The following is a 15,113-nucleotide window of genomic DNA, read 5'->3' as shown; positions in this document are numbered from 1 at the left end:
ACAGGCGATGCGGCTGCTGTCATTGTTAGAGGAGAGCGATCGCACCTGGGCAATTCAACGACGTTTGACAGCAGATTGTGACTTTTCCTGATGGCGAGAGGCTGTTGGTCAATAACGAGAAGAAGTATACTTTTAGCAGAAGGTACAGGGTGAGCGGTTGGGAGTATGTCAATGCACTTTTGCTTTGAACCGATGAATGCGGCTGAGGCAGAAAAACTTACTTGCTGGCATTATCAGCCACCTTACCAAATGTATAACACTACATCTGATGAAACACTAATTGGGTCGTTTGTAGACCCTGAAAACGCTTACTATAGCATTCTTGACAATGGGAAACTGGTTGGTTTTTGCTGCTTTGGTAAGGAGGCTCAAGTCCCAGGAGGTGATTATACAAAAGACTCACTCGACATTGGTTTGGGAGTGCGCCCCGACCTTACGGGTCAGGGAAGGGGACAGATGTATATTGCAGATGTCCTCAATTTTGCACGTTCAAAGTTTTATCCCACCCTCTTTCGCATTACAGTGGCAGCATTTAATGAACGTGCGCTCAAAGCATGGAAAAAAGCCGGATTCCAACAGGTACAGTCATTTCAAGCACTAGACGATAAGGAACTATTTATTATACTGGTGCGGCATATTTGAGAAGTCTACTGTAGAAAGTACATCTGTACATTACAGTTTTCTAGTTGCCACTTGGCCTGTTTACATCCCTGCGTATTATGGTTGGTAGTGTAACGATGCCCTGCCCTACGCTAAGAGCGATCGCCCACAGCGGAATGTCCAGTTCACCAAAGTTTACGCCCGTAACCTGGGTGTTCACTTACCACCTGTCAAGCTTTCAGAGCAAAAGTGAGTTTGGGGAACTTGTGGAAGAGATGGAGTTGTCAGAGATACAGTTAATTTCCAGTGGTTGCGTTGAGTTGACCCCTTTTCCCTTTGCCAAGATTGTTTGCACCTTGTGTCACCTTCGGTTCTTCTTCCTTACTGGAGTTAACCATTTTCACCAAAGAAGAATTGAGATAACTTTGCGCTGAGATATACAAACTTTCCCAAATGTCTTGATTGCGGCTGATTTTTGTGCCGACTGTATTCCCTGCTGTTTTCTCCGATACTAAATATTTACGGAAATAGTTAGTCCACAAGTGTTGTAGAAAATCTTCGGCGAATTCGTCAAATGGCAGAATCCACTTATAGTCTTGATCCAAGAATACCCGATACGATGCAATTATTGGTAGTGCTAGGTCAGTTGGCGCACCAAACCCAAATGAATACTTGCTGTCAGGTAACAACGTAGTTTTACGTATATCAATTGATGCTAAATCGTTGACACCCTTTCTTCTGGGGTTGCTGATATAGTCTTGGATTATTTCATAGAGTCTTTGCTCTATCCACAAGGCAAAAGATAGCAGAGGCAGTAAAGCGGTTAGCCGTTCCCTTTCCGTGTCTGTAATGTTAGATGGAATACTCATCCCTGCTGGGTGCTTGGTTCGTTTATTGCCGTCGGGATTGTATTTATTTCTATCGAGGCAGTAAAGCAACTTCAGCAAATGGGTGACATTGCACTGGGCATTTCTAGGAGCGCCGCTTTGGTTTTGGTAATAGGCTATTCTAAATTTTCTATCTTCTTTGTGTTCTAACTGGGCTAAATACTGTTTGATGAATTTGTAATCACCCCTGGCGTTGACTTTGGAGCGAGAATCTACTGGCGTTGTAGTATTTGAAGCCAGGGCTATATCTTTGGCTGATTCTTCAGTCAATCCAATGTGAATCGTAACTTTTACCCTAGCCTGGGTTAGGTCATATTTGTAATTTTTCGCTTGCTCAAATGCTAAAACTGTATGCGCTCCGTTGATAATGCCATCGCTACCCCCCTCGTTAGCTTCTAAGACTTCTAGCTCCAGTTCAGTTTTGTTCTTGACAGGTTTAGCTTTATTGGCTGACAGAACGATTCCACTGTGACGAGAGAAGAATTTTGCAGGTTCGGTCGTCAGTGAGTCGAAGATTTGTCTGTAGGTCGCACTTTTGCGGTTTGGTTCCCGGATGTTGGGTTCTAAAGGGAGGTCTATAGGGAAGCTATCTACATGGGCGGTGGCGATAATGCAATTGGGGTTGGCTTGAAAATAGTTATCTATCTTTATGTTCCAAGTCTTGGGCATAGTTTGTTTTAGTTAAATTCGTCTTGGGCTTATGGAGTCAAAGAGCGGTAAATTGGGCGATGCTCAATCTCATTGCTGGGTATCGGTTGTGGGCGACTGGTAAATTTGACGCAATTCATCTATATTACTCACCGTTTCCAGCCCTGAAAGAATTGCTCTTAATTGCTCCACATCCTCAATTGTTAAAATCTCTGATAACAGGCTTAATCCAACAGTCCCAAATCTCAGTTTTAAACCTAATTCAATCCCTTCTAGTAGTCCTAACCGGATACCACTGCGTTCAAAAGAAGTGACATACTGCATACGTTGCTCTGCCTCCAATTCCTCTACTTCAAAAAGAAACTCTCGTTCTAAATCTTGAGGGAGTGTCAATACCCAGTCTACAAAAGCCAACAAGTTTAGAACATCCTCACGCTCAAAACCCTGCTGGTATAATTTACGCACTAAATTTAGTTTCTGCTGCTTGCGTTGTAACCTGTCGCTACGAGTTTGTACTGCTGCTAAATGTGCCATCACCACAGTCGCCAATGGGTTACGGCTGGCTTTTAGTTCAGACTGACGTTGTTGATAGTCTAACAATTTGACAATTGGAAACTGAAACTCAACTTTAGTGCCAAACAATTCATAGCCAAACCGTGACGGTCGCCAGTTTACCTGCTCATCACCTAGAATCGCCAAGGATGCAACAGAGCGCTTATATCTATCGTAGATGCGGTAGTTGTAGGTAAACATCCTTTCGCTAAAATCTGACTCTGACTGGGATTGGATTTCTAAATGTATCAGTATCCAACTTTCCTCCCCACCAATGCGGTATATTTTTACCAGCTTATCTGCTAGTCTTTTCCCTAGTTCGGCATCACGCACCACCTGCTCTAATTCTTTGTCCAAGAACTCAGGCTGTCGTGTCCAATCTATTTCCCGATATGCTTGAGGAAAGAAAAACAGCATGAAGTCTTCAAAATACAGTTGTAGTATCTGCTTCCAGGGCAAATCATATTCGGTTTGGGGGTTGGCATCGGTCATACTCAAAAACCTGGAACTCACGCCCCTGATTGTATTACTAATTGCCCTGGTATGACTTGAGGCAGGAAGCAATTCGGTTGAGGAAGATACCAACAGCGAAGCATCGCACCTCATAAATTTTCTCGTGAAAAAGCACGGGGCAGGGGAGAAAATAGATTAAATCACCAAATACTTTACTAAAGCTTTCTACCGTTCACACCCAATGCCATCTCCATCTCTGTCGAAACCATGAGGGTCAGGTGGCAATACTCTAAACCTTCTTTGGGTAATATCTCGGCAATTCAAATCGGGTGAATTCTTTGGAATGCAAAAATCTGGGTAAGCAGGATCGCAGTTATTCTGTTGCTGTCCTTGAGTTGGCACTGAAGTTGCCCGTTGAGCAGCTTTGTGGCGGAAGTCCCAAGGCATCACAGGATTAGCCTGACTCCAAAATGCTAAACGCTGTTGTTTGGCGGTGTTTTCACCCTGCAACAAACTATCTTTAGACTCTGGACAGCCTTTGATATACTGACGATACACTACAGCCTGTCCCTCTTGCACCATATTGAGATTGACACTGCGATTCTCGACAAACACCTCTGCAACCAAGCGCTTGTATTTATCAGTTTCAACAGCACGTAGGGTGATTCCTTGTCCCACTGGCAGCAATTGTTTGAGTCTTGCTGATGATTGCTATCCCCAAGGACTTTGCTTCATCTCTGGTGCATCAATGCAAGCAAGGCGAACAGTCACAGTTTTGTTACCAGTTCTCACCCGTATGGTGTCACCGTCACCGACGCTTACAACTGTAGCGGTAAGATTGTTGGCAAATACGGGTAACGACATTTGAGCTACAAGCAGAACGCTAATTGCAACAAAGGGAATTTTATGAAGCATCGGTAGTAATAATCACTATATAATACTTATGATGCCCAGAGAACTAATTAAAAGTAGCTAATAAAATTAGTAACTTGAGATTAATAACCCAAATTGTTAGTTAACTTGAAGCTGCTCTTTTATGCTGTGGACGCAACAGCAAGCGATCGCGCTTGTGTAACATCCGCAATTCCACACTCACATTCCCCCTATCGTTGCCCTATGCTGTCTTGAGATCAACAAGTGCTACAGCGGAAGCAGCGATTAGATTGCTAGTGGTAAAGCAATTCATCTATGGCGCTACTTTTTCTTTAAACTGTTTCCCAGCAGAAGACGCAGGCACTTTGGTCGCTGGAATAGTCATTGGCTCATTGGTTTTGGGATTACGCCCTTCGCGCTCTGAGCGATCGCGTCGCTCGAATGACCCAAACCCAATCAGCGTTACCTTATCCCCATTGGCTACAGCTTCGGTAACGACTGACAAAAAAGCACTGATGACTTCATCAGCTTGCTTTTTTGTGACGTTGGCCTTCGCTGCTACAGCATCCACTAGTTCACATGAGTTCATAAATTGCCCTGAAGTCTTGTTTTGAAAAGGAAATTTACTTTACCATTACTACCTTTTGTGAGGATAGGGGGAAAACGACTAACAATCAAGCAGCATACGAAAATTTACAATGCACGGCTACTCCTGTGGCGACTTGAAATTAAGGGGTAAAGCCAGTTGAGTTTCAGGAGAGCATTTACTGTAATCAAACAGTCAATCTACAGTTTGCGCTTTTCTCATGCGATTTTTGCGGCTTTGCACAAGGTTTATTAGCAAAGTAACCAATAGCAATCTAATAGGTTACATCAGCAGCTCTCTCGATATTTCTCAGTGCGATGAATTGAGCTATTGGCTGCGGGATTGGGGTAAATTACGATGCGCTCTAGGGTGTTGAAAGTGATCGCGCTCTTGTTACATCTAATTCCACTGTTGCTGGCTGTTGTTGCTCCTTGACAGCACCCAGTTCCTCAATAAGTGAGGATAAATTACATCTGGCTATGGACACTCAACTTCGACAGCAAAAGAAATTATTGGTACAAATGTATTGTAGGCTATGGTAAGTTAAACTATGCACCTTCTATGGTTCCGTCGAGATTTACGATTAACTGATAACGAAATTGTCACAATAGCAACTGCTGACGGTGCAGGAGTTTTGCCATTCTTTATCATTGACCCTTGGTTTTATACCTGGGCTGATGTGGGAACTGCCAGAGTTCGGTTCTTATTTGAGTCGTTGGAAAACCTCAACTCAAATCTCCAGAAGTTAGGTAGTCGGCTGTACTTATTTGAAGGCAACTCTATAGAAATTTTGCAAGAGTTGACGAGGCAGTTAACTGAGCTTAGGTATAAACCCAAACTTTTCTTTAACCGTGATGTGCAGGTAGAGTATGGGATCAACAGGGATAAGACCGTAATTGATTTTTACAAACAGTTAAACTTTGATTACCACCTTGGACTAAACAACTTTCTGCAATCAGTAGAACAACGTGACCAGTGGTTTAACGAATATTATACCTATCAAAGACAATCCCAATATAAAACACCAGCAACTATTAATACGCCTCAAATCACACTCAATCTACCACAGCTAACATTTGAAGAACTTAAACATAAGTATCACAGTTTTTCGACAGAAGAGAAAATTTATTTTTCAGGAGGTGAAACCGAAGCACAAGCCAAGCTAGACTCATTTTTTCAGAAGAGATATTACGGTTATCACTGGAAGCTTTCTCGTCCAATGTTATCACAGCTTGGAGCAACATCTCACTTGTCACCACACCTGACTTTCGGGACTATTTCAACCCGTACTGTCTATCAAAGTACTAAAACCACAGCAGAAAAATTAAAAACTCAACCCAAGGCAGAATTCTCCCTCAAAGCATTTCGAGACCGTTTACGATGGCATGATAGTTTTACTGCACGGCTCTATTTCCATCCAGAAATTGCTTACACTAACCGTTACCCAGAATTTGATCAACTATATACCCCATCAGTGTTATCAGGAGCAAAACAAGAATTATTTCAGGCGTGGCAACAAGGAATGACAGGCTTTCCATTGGTTGATGCCAGTATGCGGCAACTTCAAACGATGGGCTGGATGAATTTTCGGATGCGAGCAATGTGCGCCACCTTTTTAACTATCAATTGTGGTATTTCCTGGCATCACGGCGCTAGACACTACATGAACTATTTAGTAGATGGAGATTTAGCAATTAATAATTGGCAATGGCAGATGCAATCAGGTGTTACTAATCCCTTAAGTGATACTTTTCGCATATATAACCCAAATAAGAATATTCCCGAAAAAGACCCAGACCTCAAATTTATTTACTATTGGATAAGCGAACTAAAAGGTTACAGTCTACCAGAAATTATTCAAGGTAAATATATTGGCACTAGTTCTTATCCACAAACTATTTTAGATTGGGCTAAAACCCGCAAAGTTAACGGTAAAATCATCTCTGACCTTCGGAAAAAAGTAAGAGAAAGGTTAACTCTCCAAGGTGGAACAGAATATGAAAGTGCAGTTGCAGCTAAAGAAACAGTCAATAAATACTGGCAGCACAAAGATAAGCAGTACAAAGAATTCAAGGAATTAAAGGCAGAACTAGAGTAGTTAAACAGAACAATTAACACAGAGTTAGTAACCGTGCGTAGTCAGCGCAAAAACCGCTGTTCCATCGCCTTTGGATCTGACTAATTCTTAGAGGAAAAATTGTACCTCTGGAGCGATCGCTCCCCCATTTTCAACAGTAAACAAGCACTCCTGGCAACAGTGCGATGGCGTAACCGCCACACGACCAGGTGATCGCCTCAACAAATGGGAACTCTGGTAATAGTTGCGTTTCTCACCGTCATTACATTCTTAAACTTCCTCAAACCCAAACCAGCCCAGCCAACAATTGATAGCTACGGACAACAAAGCTGCGGCGTTAGCCAAGAGCAAATTCAATCGCTGATGGAATGGCTGTTTGCTAGTCTGCTAAATGCGGGTTACTTGGGAAAAGCGCATATTATTTGGTACAACAGCGAGAACCCAGACCCCAGTTTAGAGCAAGTGATGAAAAAAGCTATGCACTCCTGTGAGCCAATCTTTTTGTATCGTTGCGGTGGTAGGGTGTCGTTGCCGCCTACTGGGTATTACTGGCGGATGATGGACGAATACCCATCGATGCGGATTTATCAGTTAGAGGTTAGGGATGGAGAGTGATGGGGTTTTCAGTTCTGGCCCAAGTGGGAGCGATGTCTACGACGGGCTGTTTGGTGTCGCTTAGGGTTTCCTCTAAGAATTAAGAGCGATCGCTATAAAGCGGGTGCTTCCGCCATCCCATAAACTAACTGCTGTCGAATGCTTATTTTGTAGCAGGTGGGGTGTCAACTCGCTCGTTGAGTTCTTGAAGTTGTTGATTTAATTCTCTTTGTCGTTTGAGCAAAATTTCCAAATCTTGCTTAGTTGCTAAATCCGCCCTGAAAGCGTGAATAAGTTGATTTAGCTGATGAATGGCACGTATTCAAACCAGCAGCTTTCTTCATAGCGTGTAACTGGGTGCGAACCTCGATATGTGCCATAGCTGATACCCAGATAGGCAACCTGCCTGGGGAACTGTGTTGCGTCCGTCGCTTGATGTTTGTGACAAAGTTTTTGATGGATAGAAAATAATTGTTGCTAGTGCCAAGGTAGTTGTAACGGTGGTGAATGAGAGCAAGCCAGCAATTGATGACTTCTTTTACATTGGTCGCAGCTACAAGCCATTTACCCCTTCACCTTATCAAATTAATATTCGGCTTTCAAACATAGCTTAATTCTTAAAGTAGATGAGATAAATCATTAAAAATGCATATACTGCAATTATCAAGCAATGAATAAACGAAGCTCCTGGTTTTAGACCAACTAGGAGCTTTTTTATTAATTATCCATCTCAATTAGGGGGTATATCACAAGAAGTAACAGCGTTCATCCTCAAGGCTATTAATAGTTGATTCTGCTGGTAGATTGAATGTCAATGCTGGGATTGCTATTGTGTATTTGTCATTAAAAAACGTTTATCAAATTAAAACAATGAATATTCTTGCTTGGATTGTTTTAGGTCTAATTGCTGGTGCTATTGCAAAGGCTATCTACCCCGGTCATCAAGGCGGCGGAATTCTCGGAACAATCTTATTAGGAATTATCGGTGCTTTTGTTGGTGGTAGTTTGGGTGTATTCTTCAGTACAGGAACCTTGACATTAGCCGCCCCCACACTCAGCATTCCTGGTATTGCAGTAGCGGTTCTTGGCGCAATTGTCGCTGTTTTCTTGTGGAACTTGCTAAATCGTCGCAGTGCTGTGTAATCAATTAAATTGGAATCAATTAATAGCAAAAATCTCTTAATTCATTTCACTGTATTTTCTCTCTGAATTGAAATAAAACAATAGCGCTTACCTATATTTAGGTAGGCGCTAATATTATTTTGTTGGGGTGCGATGCCGTTCACCCTCAACCCCTGGCTAGAAGAATTAAAGAACCAACTGTCCTGTCTGCAACCATTTCAAGATTCCACTCCTTGGATAGTAGGTATCGCAGCCAAAATAGAATAACGGCGGATATCTTCTAGTGGCGCAGCTATTAATCCTTCTAGCTTGGCTATTGCTGCTTGCACATGGGGTGACGCTAAATGAGTATCCAGTGCTGCCGCAGATTCCCACTCTTCTACAAAAGTAAAATCTGTTGGCTCTGATTGATTTTGTAAAAGTTCATATTTAATGACACCTGCTTCAAGTTTCGTTGATTCAATCAGTCCCAATAATAAAGCTTTGAGTTCTTCTACTTTATTAGGTATTGCCACAAAACGAGCTACAACATGAATGGTTTGGTTAGTCATTGGTCAATGGTAATTAGTTATTAGTCATTAGTCCATAGCCAACTGTTCATAGTCAATAGTTACTGCGGATTGCCTTCGCATCAGTTAATCATAAGGCGATCGCCCTTCTATACTGAACAAAACTTAGCCCAATTGGTACGCCTTCGCCTCACCTACCCCATCAGTCCTGATATTCCTCGCGTCCGCGCTTGGTTGGAGCGTTTTAGCAGTAGCCGCAAAGTTTCACTATCACCTGAACAGCAACAAGCAGTAGAGACGGCTGCTTACTCTAGATTCACCGTAATTACAGGTGGCCCTGGTGTGGGAAAAACATTCTGCACTAGCACCATAGTCAGTTTGTGGAAGGCAATGGGTAAATCAATTGCCTTGGCTGCACCAACTGGACGCGCTGCCCAAAGATTAGGTGAGATGACAGGGTTGGAGGCAAAAACGATACATCGCCTTTTGGAATTTGACCCCAGAACTCGCAGTTTTAAATGCGATCACACTAATCCGTTACCCCATAGTGCAATTATTGTAGACGAAGCTAGTATGCTCGACTTGTTTCTGGCGTATTCCTTGATTGAAGCAGTTGCAGACAATGCTCAACTATTATTAGTGGGAGATATTGACCAATTACCATCGGTAGGGGCGGGTAACGTGCTGGCTGATTTGATTAATTCGCGTCAAGTGCCTGTGGTGCGCCTCACTCAAGTATTTCGTCAAGCTGCTACTAGCAAAATTATCACTGCATCGCATCTAATTAACCGGGGACAATATCCCAATATCGAATCAATTTCTAACACACCTCAATCTGATTGTCTTTGGCATGGTGGAGGATTTGAGCCAGAACATGGAGTGCAAGCAATTAGCGAGTTGATTACTGATTTGGTTCCCAAACTTGGTTTTCACCCAGCTAGTGATGTACAAGTGCTTGCACCAATGACAAGGGGATTAGTCGGTACACGCAATCTCAATAATGTACTGCAACAGTTAATTAATCCACCTAGTCCAGAAAAAATTGAAGTAACCAGGGGTGGAACTATTTTTAGAGTTGGTGACAGGGTAATTCAATTAACCAACGATTATCAACGCGAAGTCTTTAACGGCGATGTGGGATTTATTACTATTATTGATACCGAAGAACAGGAAGTAATCGTCCAGTACCAAGAGCGCGATGTTACTTATGATTATGCTGACATGAATGAAATTGCTTTAGCCTGGAGCGTTAGCATACATAAGTCGCAGGGTTCTGAATACCCAGTAGTGATTTTGCCTTTGTACATGCAACATTACATGATGTTGACTCGGAATTTACTTTATACAGGGTTAACCCGTGCCAAGAAGCTGGCGATTATTATTGGCAGTAAGAAAGCAATCAGTATGTGCGTTCGTTCTACAAAGTCGCAGGAGCGATATACTCGATTGCAGCAGAGACTACAAGCAGCGATCGCACCCCAGTCAACAAAATAAAATCCCCACACTTAGCGATAAAAGATATACAATCTCTTTTGTTCTCCACTTACATGATGTGGGTGGTTTTTGATTTTACTAGAGCGATCACCCTTAAAGCTTATTACCAATTTAAGAAACACTCTTTTATGGCTGAGGTAGTTCGTCTCGATGGGTATGCGCCCACTCGCACATTGCCTCAACAATCGGCATTAAACTTTCACCTAGAGGCGTTAATGAGTAGTCTACGCGGGGTGGCACTTGAGCAAAAACCTCTCGGTTAACAAGTCCGTCTTGCTCCATTTGTCTTAGTTGCTGGGTTAATACACGACGGGAAATACCTGTAATTGCTTGAGAAAGCTGGGAAGAGCGCTTCACTCCCCGCGCCAGATGCCACAGGATTATAATTTTCCAGCGTCCCTCGATGAACTCTAGTGTCAGTTCCGCAGGACAAGTGGGTTCAGGGCGGTTCATAGTATATACGTCTGTTTCAGTTCCTATGTTACTTTTTTGTCCCTACTTTAATGAAACGAATATACATGCTAATTGTGAATAGAGCAAAATAATTTAAATTAATGGCAGTTTTCACTAATACATCCTCGTGAATCATGGTTGCTCTCATTCGTTGGAGACAATTGCATTGGGCAGAGTATGCAGCAGAACTTTTAGGAACCGCCCTGCTGGTTTTTGTAGGTTTGAGTGCTGTCGTTTTCAACTTTAGTGCAGGCTTGCCAATGGAACAATGGATTCCCGATCGCAGTTCTCGTCTACTATTGACCGGGTTGATGTTTGCGGGTACGGGTTCGCTGATTGCCATCTCACCGTTAGGTAAACTCAGCGGGGCGCACATCAATCCTGCTTTGTCACTCGCGTTTTGGGTACGTGGAAAAATGCACCGTATAGACTTTGTAGGATATGTCTTTGGGCAGTTTCTTGGTGCGATTTTAGGAGCCACAGTTTTAATTGGTGTTTGGAAAGAATACGCTACCAACGTTAAAAACGGCATGACGTTACCAAGCAACAGCTATTCCCTTGGGGTTGTCTTCTTGGCAGAAGTTAGCATGACCTTCTTGCTTGTTTTCGCCATTTTTATTTTCCTCAGTCAGCATCGACTACTACGGTGGACACCGCTAATGACATGGCTATTGGTGGCAACAATGGTTTGGTTAGAATCACCAATTTCTGGTACGAGTCTCAATCCTGCCCGCAGCTTTGGCCCCGCATTCGTTAGCGGTAATTGGCAGGATCAATGGATTTATGGCATTGCCCCTTCATTAGGCTCCTTACTTGCAGTAGGAGCCTTTCATTTTTTAAAGGTGATTGGGACACACAAGCAGGATATTTTGACCTGCAAGCTGTTTCATGTACCTCACTACCGCAGCATTTTCAAGAACGTCAGCGCACCTTGCCGCAGAGAATCTCATTCATAAGTAGTCTTGCAAAAGAAATTATCTAGTTAAGAAGGGGAATAGGGAATAGGGAAGAAATACGGTAATTTCAGTCGTATTGAAAAATGCCTAAATATTTATGCATACGTACTTAAATTCAAGCAATTTTCAACTGTCAAAGGAGAACTCGATGAAACTTGATGGAAAAGTGGCGTTGGTAACGGGCAGTAGTCAAGGGATCGGACAAGCGATCGCTATCCGCCTAGCTCAAGATGGAGCTAGTGTAGTGATTAACTACCGCTCTCATCCTGAAGGGGCACAGGAGACATTAAATCAAGTGCAGGCCGCTGGCGGCAAATGTCACATGGCGCAATCTGATGTAGGAGCAACAATTCAAGCTGATTTAGGACAAGTTAGTGAAGTTCAACGATTAATTAGTGAAAGTATTGATCGCTTCGGCCAAGTAGACATTCTCGTGAACAATGCTGGACTGGAAAAACGAGCAGACTTTTGGGACGTGAGTGAACAAGACTACGACAAGGTGACAGATGTCAATTTGAAAGGTGTGTTCTTTGCTGCTCAAGCTTTTGTCAAGCATCTCAAGCAAACAAACCGTCCTGGCAAAATCATTAATATTAGCTCGGTTCACGAAGAACTGCCATTTCCCCATTTCACTGCATATTGCGTCAGCAAAGGCGGCGTTAAGATGATGATGCGAAATTTGGCAGTGGAGTTAGGCCCTTTGGGAATCACAATTAATAACGTTGCTCCAGGGGCGATCGCAACTCCAATTAATAAAGATTTACTCGAAAACAAAGAAAAACTCGACACCGTGCTAAAAAATATTCCGCTGGGACGGTTAGGTAAACCAGAGGATGTCTCAAACTTAGTGGCATTCTTAGCTTCATCTGATGCCGATTACATTACAGGCTCTACCTTCTATGTTGACGGTGGCTTGCTGTGGAACTATCAGGAACAATAAGCCTGTGAAAACTGACAAGCTCAGAATTAATCAACTTTCACCCCAGAACTACGAATGGTATCTCACCTATTTACAGGCTATAGATACTAAAAACGTTGAACTGTATAGCAGCTTTCTTGCAGAGGATTGCGTTATGCTCTCCAACAATCATCCTCTTGTTCAAGGTAAAGAAGCGATTGTCCAGTTTCTCTCGAATTACTGGACGACATTTGATAGCTTGGAACACGACTTACTGAACATTTACGGCAGCGATTTGTTTTTTGTTCTAGAAGCCTTAAACCATTACAAACGTCAGGATGGAGAGGCTGTAACCCTGCGAGCAGTCGCCTTTACCGATCGCAATCAAGCAGGTTTAGTAACTTCCGTCAGATTTTACACCGATACAACAGAACTGTTCTCGTAATCCCCGCATTTAAAGAAAGCAGGGGGGCAGGGGAGGCAGGGGGAGATGAGGGGGATAAGGGGGATGAGGGGGATAAGGGAGATGAGGGAGATGAGGGGGATAAAGGAGATAAAACTTCTGACTCAGCACTCAGCACTTTTTAAACAGGAGATATTATGGGCAGCTTAACGGATAAAGTGGCGATTGTTACAGGTGGTTCAGGCGGCATTGGTTCGACGATTTGCGAACGATTGGCGCAAGAAGGAGCCAAGGTTGTGGTTCACTATGGTGGTCATGCTTCTTCAGCAAACGAAATCGTCAATAAAATCAAAACTAACGGTGGTGAAGCAGTTGCAATTCAAGCAAACCTGAGTAACGGCGATGAAGTGACAAAACTGTTTGAGAAAGCCCACCAACAGTTTGGAACGCTCGATATTCTTATCAACAATGCTGGAACAGGAGTAGGCGGCCCTGTTGCCGAGATGGATGAAGCTGCATTTGACAAAGTGTTTGGACTGAACGCCAAAGGAACCTTTCTGTGTATGAAAGAAGCTGCCAATCGTCTCAATAACAACGGGCGAATCGTCAATATTTCCAGTGGTCTGGTTGTGCGCCCAATGCCGGGATTCAGTTTGTATTGTGGCAGTAAAGTAGCCATTGAACTCATGGGCAAAGTGCTATCGATGGAACTGGGCGATCGCGGCATTACCGTCAACACAGTGTCACCAGGGCCTACTGAAACTGAAATGTTTGCTAACTCTGGTGATGATGCTACCACAGCAGCAGAGCGATCGCCCTTCAATCGGCTTGGCAAACCAGAAGATATTGCCGATGTCATCGCATTTGTTGTTAGTGAAAAATGCCGCTGGATTACAGGACACACTTTTCAAGCAGGCGGTGGCTATGTGTAGCAATTAACGTGATTCAAGATCGCTCAAAATAACCATGCCTTTGACACAAACAGTACAAGCATTCTTTGATGCCTACACTGCCCACGACATTCCAGCAATGCTAGCGCTTTGCTCACCTACTGCGACATTCCGCTATGTTCCTCTGGCAGACACTGGTACAGGTTCAATTCACAAAGCCGCTGCCCGATTGTGGCAACTGTATGTAGATTCCTTTCCCGACTTCAAAACTCAAGTCATAAATTTGATTGAGGGCAAGGATAGTACTGTCGTTTGCGAGACATTAAACAGCGGCACACAAGCTCAAGACATTGGCAACATTCAGAACAAAGGTGGCACGTTGTCGGTTCCTCATTTATTCATTTTTGAGTTTAATACTCAAGACTTAATCGAAAAAATTATCGCCTTTTGGGATAACGACACAATTTACGCTCAGTTGGAACATACCGAAACACACAATTAATTAGGAGAAACAGCATGGCAGGCAAACTGAATGGCAAAGTAGCGCTGATTACAGGTGCATCTTCGGGAATTGGTGAAGCAACCGCGATCGCTCTCGCGGCTGAGGGAGCGAAAATTGCACTTGCGGCTCGACGAGTCGAAAAATTGGAGGCTTTAGCCAAGCAAATCACAGATCAGGGTGGACAGGCACTGGTAATTATTGCTGATGTGACGGATGACGCTCAAATTCAAGAGATGGTAGAAAAAACTCAGTCTCACTTTGGCGGTGTAGACATTTTGATCAATAATGCTGGGGTAATGCTGGTCGGCCCGGTTGAGGGTGCAGATATCGGTGATTGGCAACGCATGATTGATATTGATTTACTGGGTTTGATGAAAACAACCCATGCTGTTCTGCCTGCACTCAAGGCACAGGGCGGCGGACATATTGTCAACATAGCCTCGATTGCTGGTCGCATTCCAATTCCCAACTATGCAGTCTACAACGCAGTCAAGTTTGGGGTAGTTGCCTTTAGCGAAGCCCTCCGTAAAGAAGTGATTAAAGAGAAAATTCGCATCACTGTAATTGAACCGGGAGCTGTGGCAACATAGTTAACCAGTCAAATTTCTGACCCAGA

The 15,113-nt window shown here is 43.3% G+C and carries 17 protein-coding genes and 1 pseudogene; 11 read left to right on the top strand and 7 right to left on the bottom strand.

Annotated features, from left to right (window positions below):
- Positions 1–171: 171 nt before the first annotated feature.
- Positions 172–642, top strand: a complete 471-nt coding sequence (locus LC653_RS31010; protein WP_229498461.1) for a GNAT family N-acetyltransferase — start codon at positions 172–174, stop codon at positions 640–642.
- A gap of 254 nt (positions 643–896) precedes the next feature.
- On the opposite strand, the gene LC653_RS31005 is transcribed toward LC653_RS31010, so the two are convergent.
- From LC653_RS31005 to LC653_RS30985, 5 genes are all read right to left on the bottom strand, one after another.
- A complete protein-coding gene (locus LC653_RS31005) occupies positions 897–2,156 on the bottom strand; it encodes an AIPR family protein (RefSeq protein ID WP_229498460.1) in 1,260 nt (419 codons plus the stop codon).
- Positions 2,157–2,225: 69 nt separating this feature from the next.
- Entirely contained in the window at positions 2,226–3,179 is a 954-nt protein-coding gene (locus LC653_RS31000; protein WP_229498459.1) for an RpnC/YadD family protein, read from the bottom strand.
- Between the two features lie 186 nt (positions 3,180–3,365).
- Positions 3,366–3,818 (bottom strand): thermonuclease family protein, encoded by a 453-nt coding sequence (locus LC653_RS30995; protein ID WP_229498488.1) that lies wholly within the window; start codon positions 3,816–3,818, stop codon positions 3,366–3,368.
- A gap of 33 nt (positions 3,819–3,851) precedes the next feature.
- Positions 3,852–4,055 (bottom strand): thermonuclease family protein, encoded by a 204-nt coding sequence (locus LC653_RS30990; protein WP_229498458.1) that lies wholly within the window; start codon positions 4,053–4,055, stop codon positions 3,852–3,854.
- Between the two features lie 271 nt (positions 4,056–4,326).
- On the bottom strand, positions 4,327–4,602 hold the full coding sequence (locus LC653_RS30985; protein WP_229498457.1) for an HU family DNA-binding protein: 276 nt from the start codon (positions 4,600–4,602) through the stop codon (positions 4,327–4,329).
- A gap of 547 nt (positions 4,603–5,149) precedes the next feature.
- Here LC653_RS30985 and LC653_RS30980 point away from each other — a divergent pair.
- The 3 genes from LC653_RS30980 (at position 5,150) to LC653_RS30970 (ending at position 8,413) form a co-directional block, all read left to right on the top strand.
- Positions 5,150–6,697 carry an FAD-binding domain-containing protein gene (locus LC653_RS30980; protein ID WP_229498456.1) on the top strand — a complete coding sequence of 516 codons (1,548 nt, stop codon included), beginning with the start codon at positions 5,150–5,152 and terminating at the stop codon, positions 6,695–6,697.
- Between the two features lie 204 nt (positions 6,698–6,901).
- Positions 6,902–7,291, top strand: a complete 390-nt coding sequence (locus LC653_RS30975) for a hypothetical protein (RefSeq protein ID WP_229498455.1) — start codon at positions 6,902–6,904, stop codon at positions 7,289–7,291.
- An 849-nt stretch (positions 7,292–8,140) separates the two neighbouring features.
- Positions 8,141–8,413: a GlsB/YeaQ/YmgE family stress response membrane protein gene (locus LC653_RS30970; protein ID WP_069068080.1), complete on the top strand. Its 273-nt coding sequence runs from the start codon at positions 8,141–8,143 to the stop codon at positions 8,411–8,413.
- Positions 8,414–8,610: 197 nt separating this feature from the next.
- On the opposite strand, the gene LC653_RS30965 is transcribed toward LC653_RS30970, so the two are convergent.
- On the bottom strand, positions 8,611–8,943 hold the full coding sequence (locus LC653_RS30965) for a putative quinol monooxygenase (RefSeq protein WP_229498454.1): 333 nt from the start codon (positions 8,941–8,943) through the stop codon (positions 8,611–8,613).
- 63 nt (positions 8,944–9,006) lie between these two features.
- Here LC653_RS30965 and recD2 point away from each other — a divergent pair.
- A pseudogene (gene recD2 / locus LC653_RS30960) lies at positions 9,007–10,395 on the top strand (SF1B family DNA helicase RecD2); the annotation flags it as partial.
- Positions 10,396–10,521: 126 nt separating this feature from the next.
- On the opposite strand, the gene LC653_RS30955 reads toward recD2, so the two are convergent.
- Positions 10,522–10,848 carry a winged helix-turn-helix transcriptional regulator gene (locus LC653_RS30955; RefSeq protein WP_229498453.1) on the bottom strand — a complete coding sequence of 109 codons (327 nt, stop codon included), beginning with the start codon at positions 10,846–10,848 and terminating at the stop codon, positions 10,522–10,524.
- A 134-nt stretch (positions 10,849–10,982) separates the two neighbouring features.
- On the opposite strand from LC653_RS30955, the gene LC653_RS30950 reads away from it, so the two are divergent.
- The 6 genes from LC653_RS30950 to LC653_RS30925 all read left to right on the top strand — a co-directional run bounded on the left by LC653_RS30950 (position 10,983) and on the right by LC653_RS30925 (position 15,087).
- On the top strand, positions 10,983–11,804 hold the full coding sequence (locus LC653_RS30950; protein WP_229498452.1) for an MIP/aquaporin family protein: 822 nt from the start codon (positions 10,983–10,985) through the stop codon (positions 11,802–11,804).
- A 148-nt stretch (positions 11,805–11,952) separates the two neighbouring features.
- Positions 11,953–12,744, top strand: coding sequence for a glucose 1-dehydrogenase (locus LC653_RS30945; protein WP_229498451.1), 792 nt, complete (start codon positions 11,953–11,955; stop codon positions 12,742–12,744).
- Between the two features lie 4 nt (positions 12,745–12,748).
- Positions 12,749–13,147, top strand: a complete 399-nt coding sequence (locus tag LC653_RS30940; protein ID WP_229498450.1) for a nuclear transport factor 2 family protein — start codon at positions 12,749–12,751, stop codon at positions 13,145–13,147.
- A gap of 155 nt (positions 13,148–13,302) precedes the next feature.
- The gene (locus LC653_RS30935) at positions 13,303–14,037 is read left to right on the top strand and encodes an SDR family oxidoreductase (RefSeq protein WP_229498449.1); all 735 of its coding nucleotides are present in this window, start codon (positions 13,303–13,305) and stop codon (positions 14,035–14,037) included.
- A 34-nt stretch (positions 14,038–14,071) separates the two neighbouring features.
- Positions 14,072–14,497: a nuclear transport factor 2 family protein gene (locus LC653_RS30930; RefSeq protein WP_229498448.1), complete on the top strand. Its 426-nt coding sequence runs from the start codon at positions 14,072–14,074 to the stop codon at positions 14,495–14,497.
- A gap of 14 nt (positions 14,498–14,511) precedes the next feature.
- The gene (locus LC653_RS30925) at positions 14,512–15,087 is read left to right on the top strand and encodes an SDR family NAD(P)-dependent oxidoreductase (RefSeq protein WP_229498447.1); all 576 of its coding nucleotides are present in this window, start codon (positions 14,512–14,514) and stop codon (positions 15,085–15,087) included.
- Positions 15,088–15,113: the final 26 nt, after the last annotated feature.

Source organism: Nostoc mirabile CHAB5784 (assembly GCF_020829645.1).
Taxonomy (GTDB): domain Bacteria; phylum Cyanobacteriota; class Cyanobacteriia; order Cyanobacteriales; family Nostocaceae; genus Nostoc; species Nostoc mirabile.
This window is presented reverse-complemented; position numbering and strand designations above follow the sequence as displayed.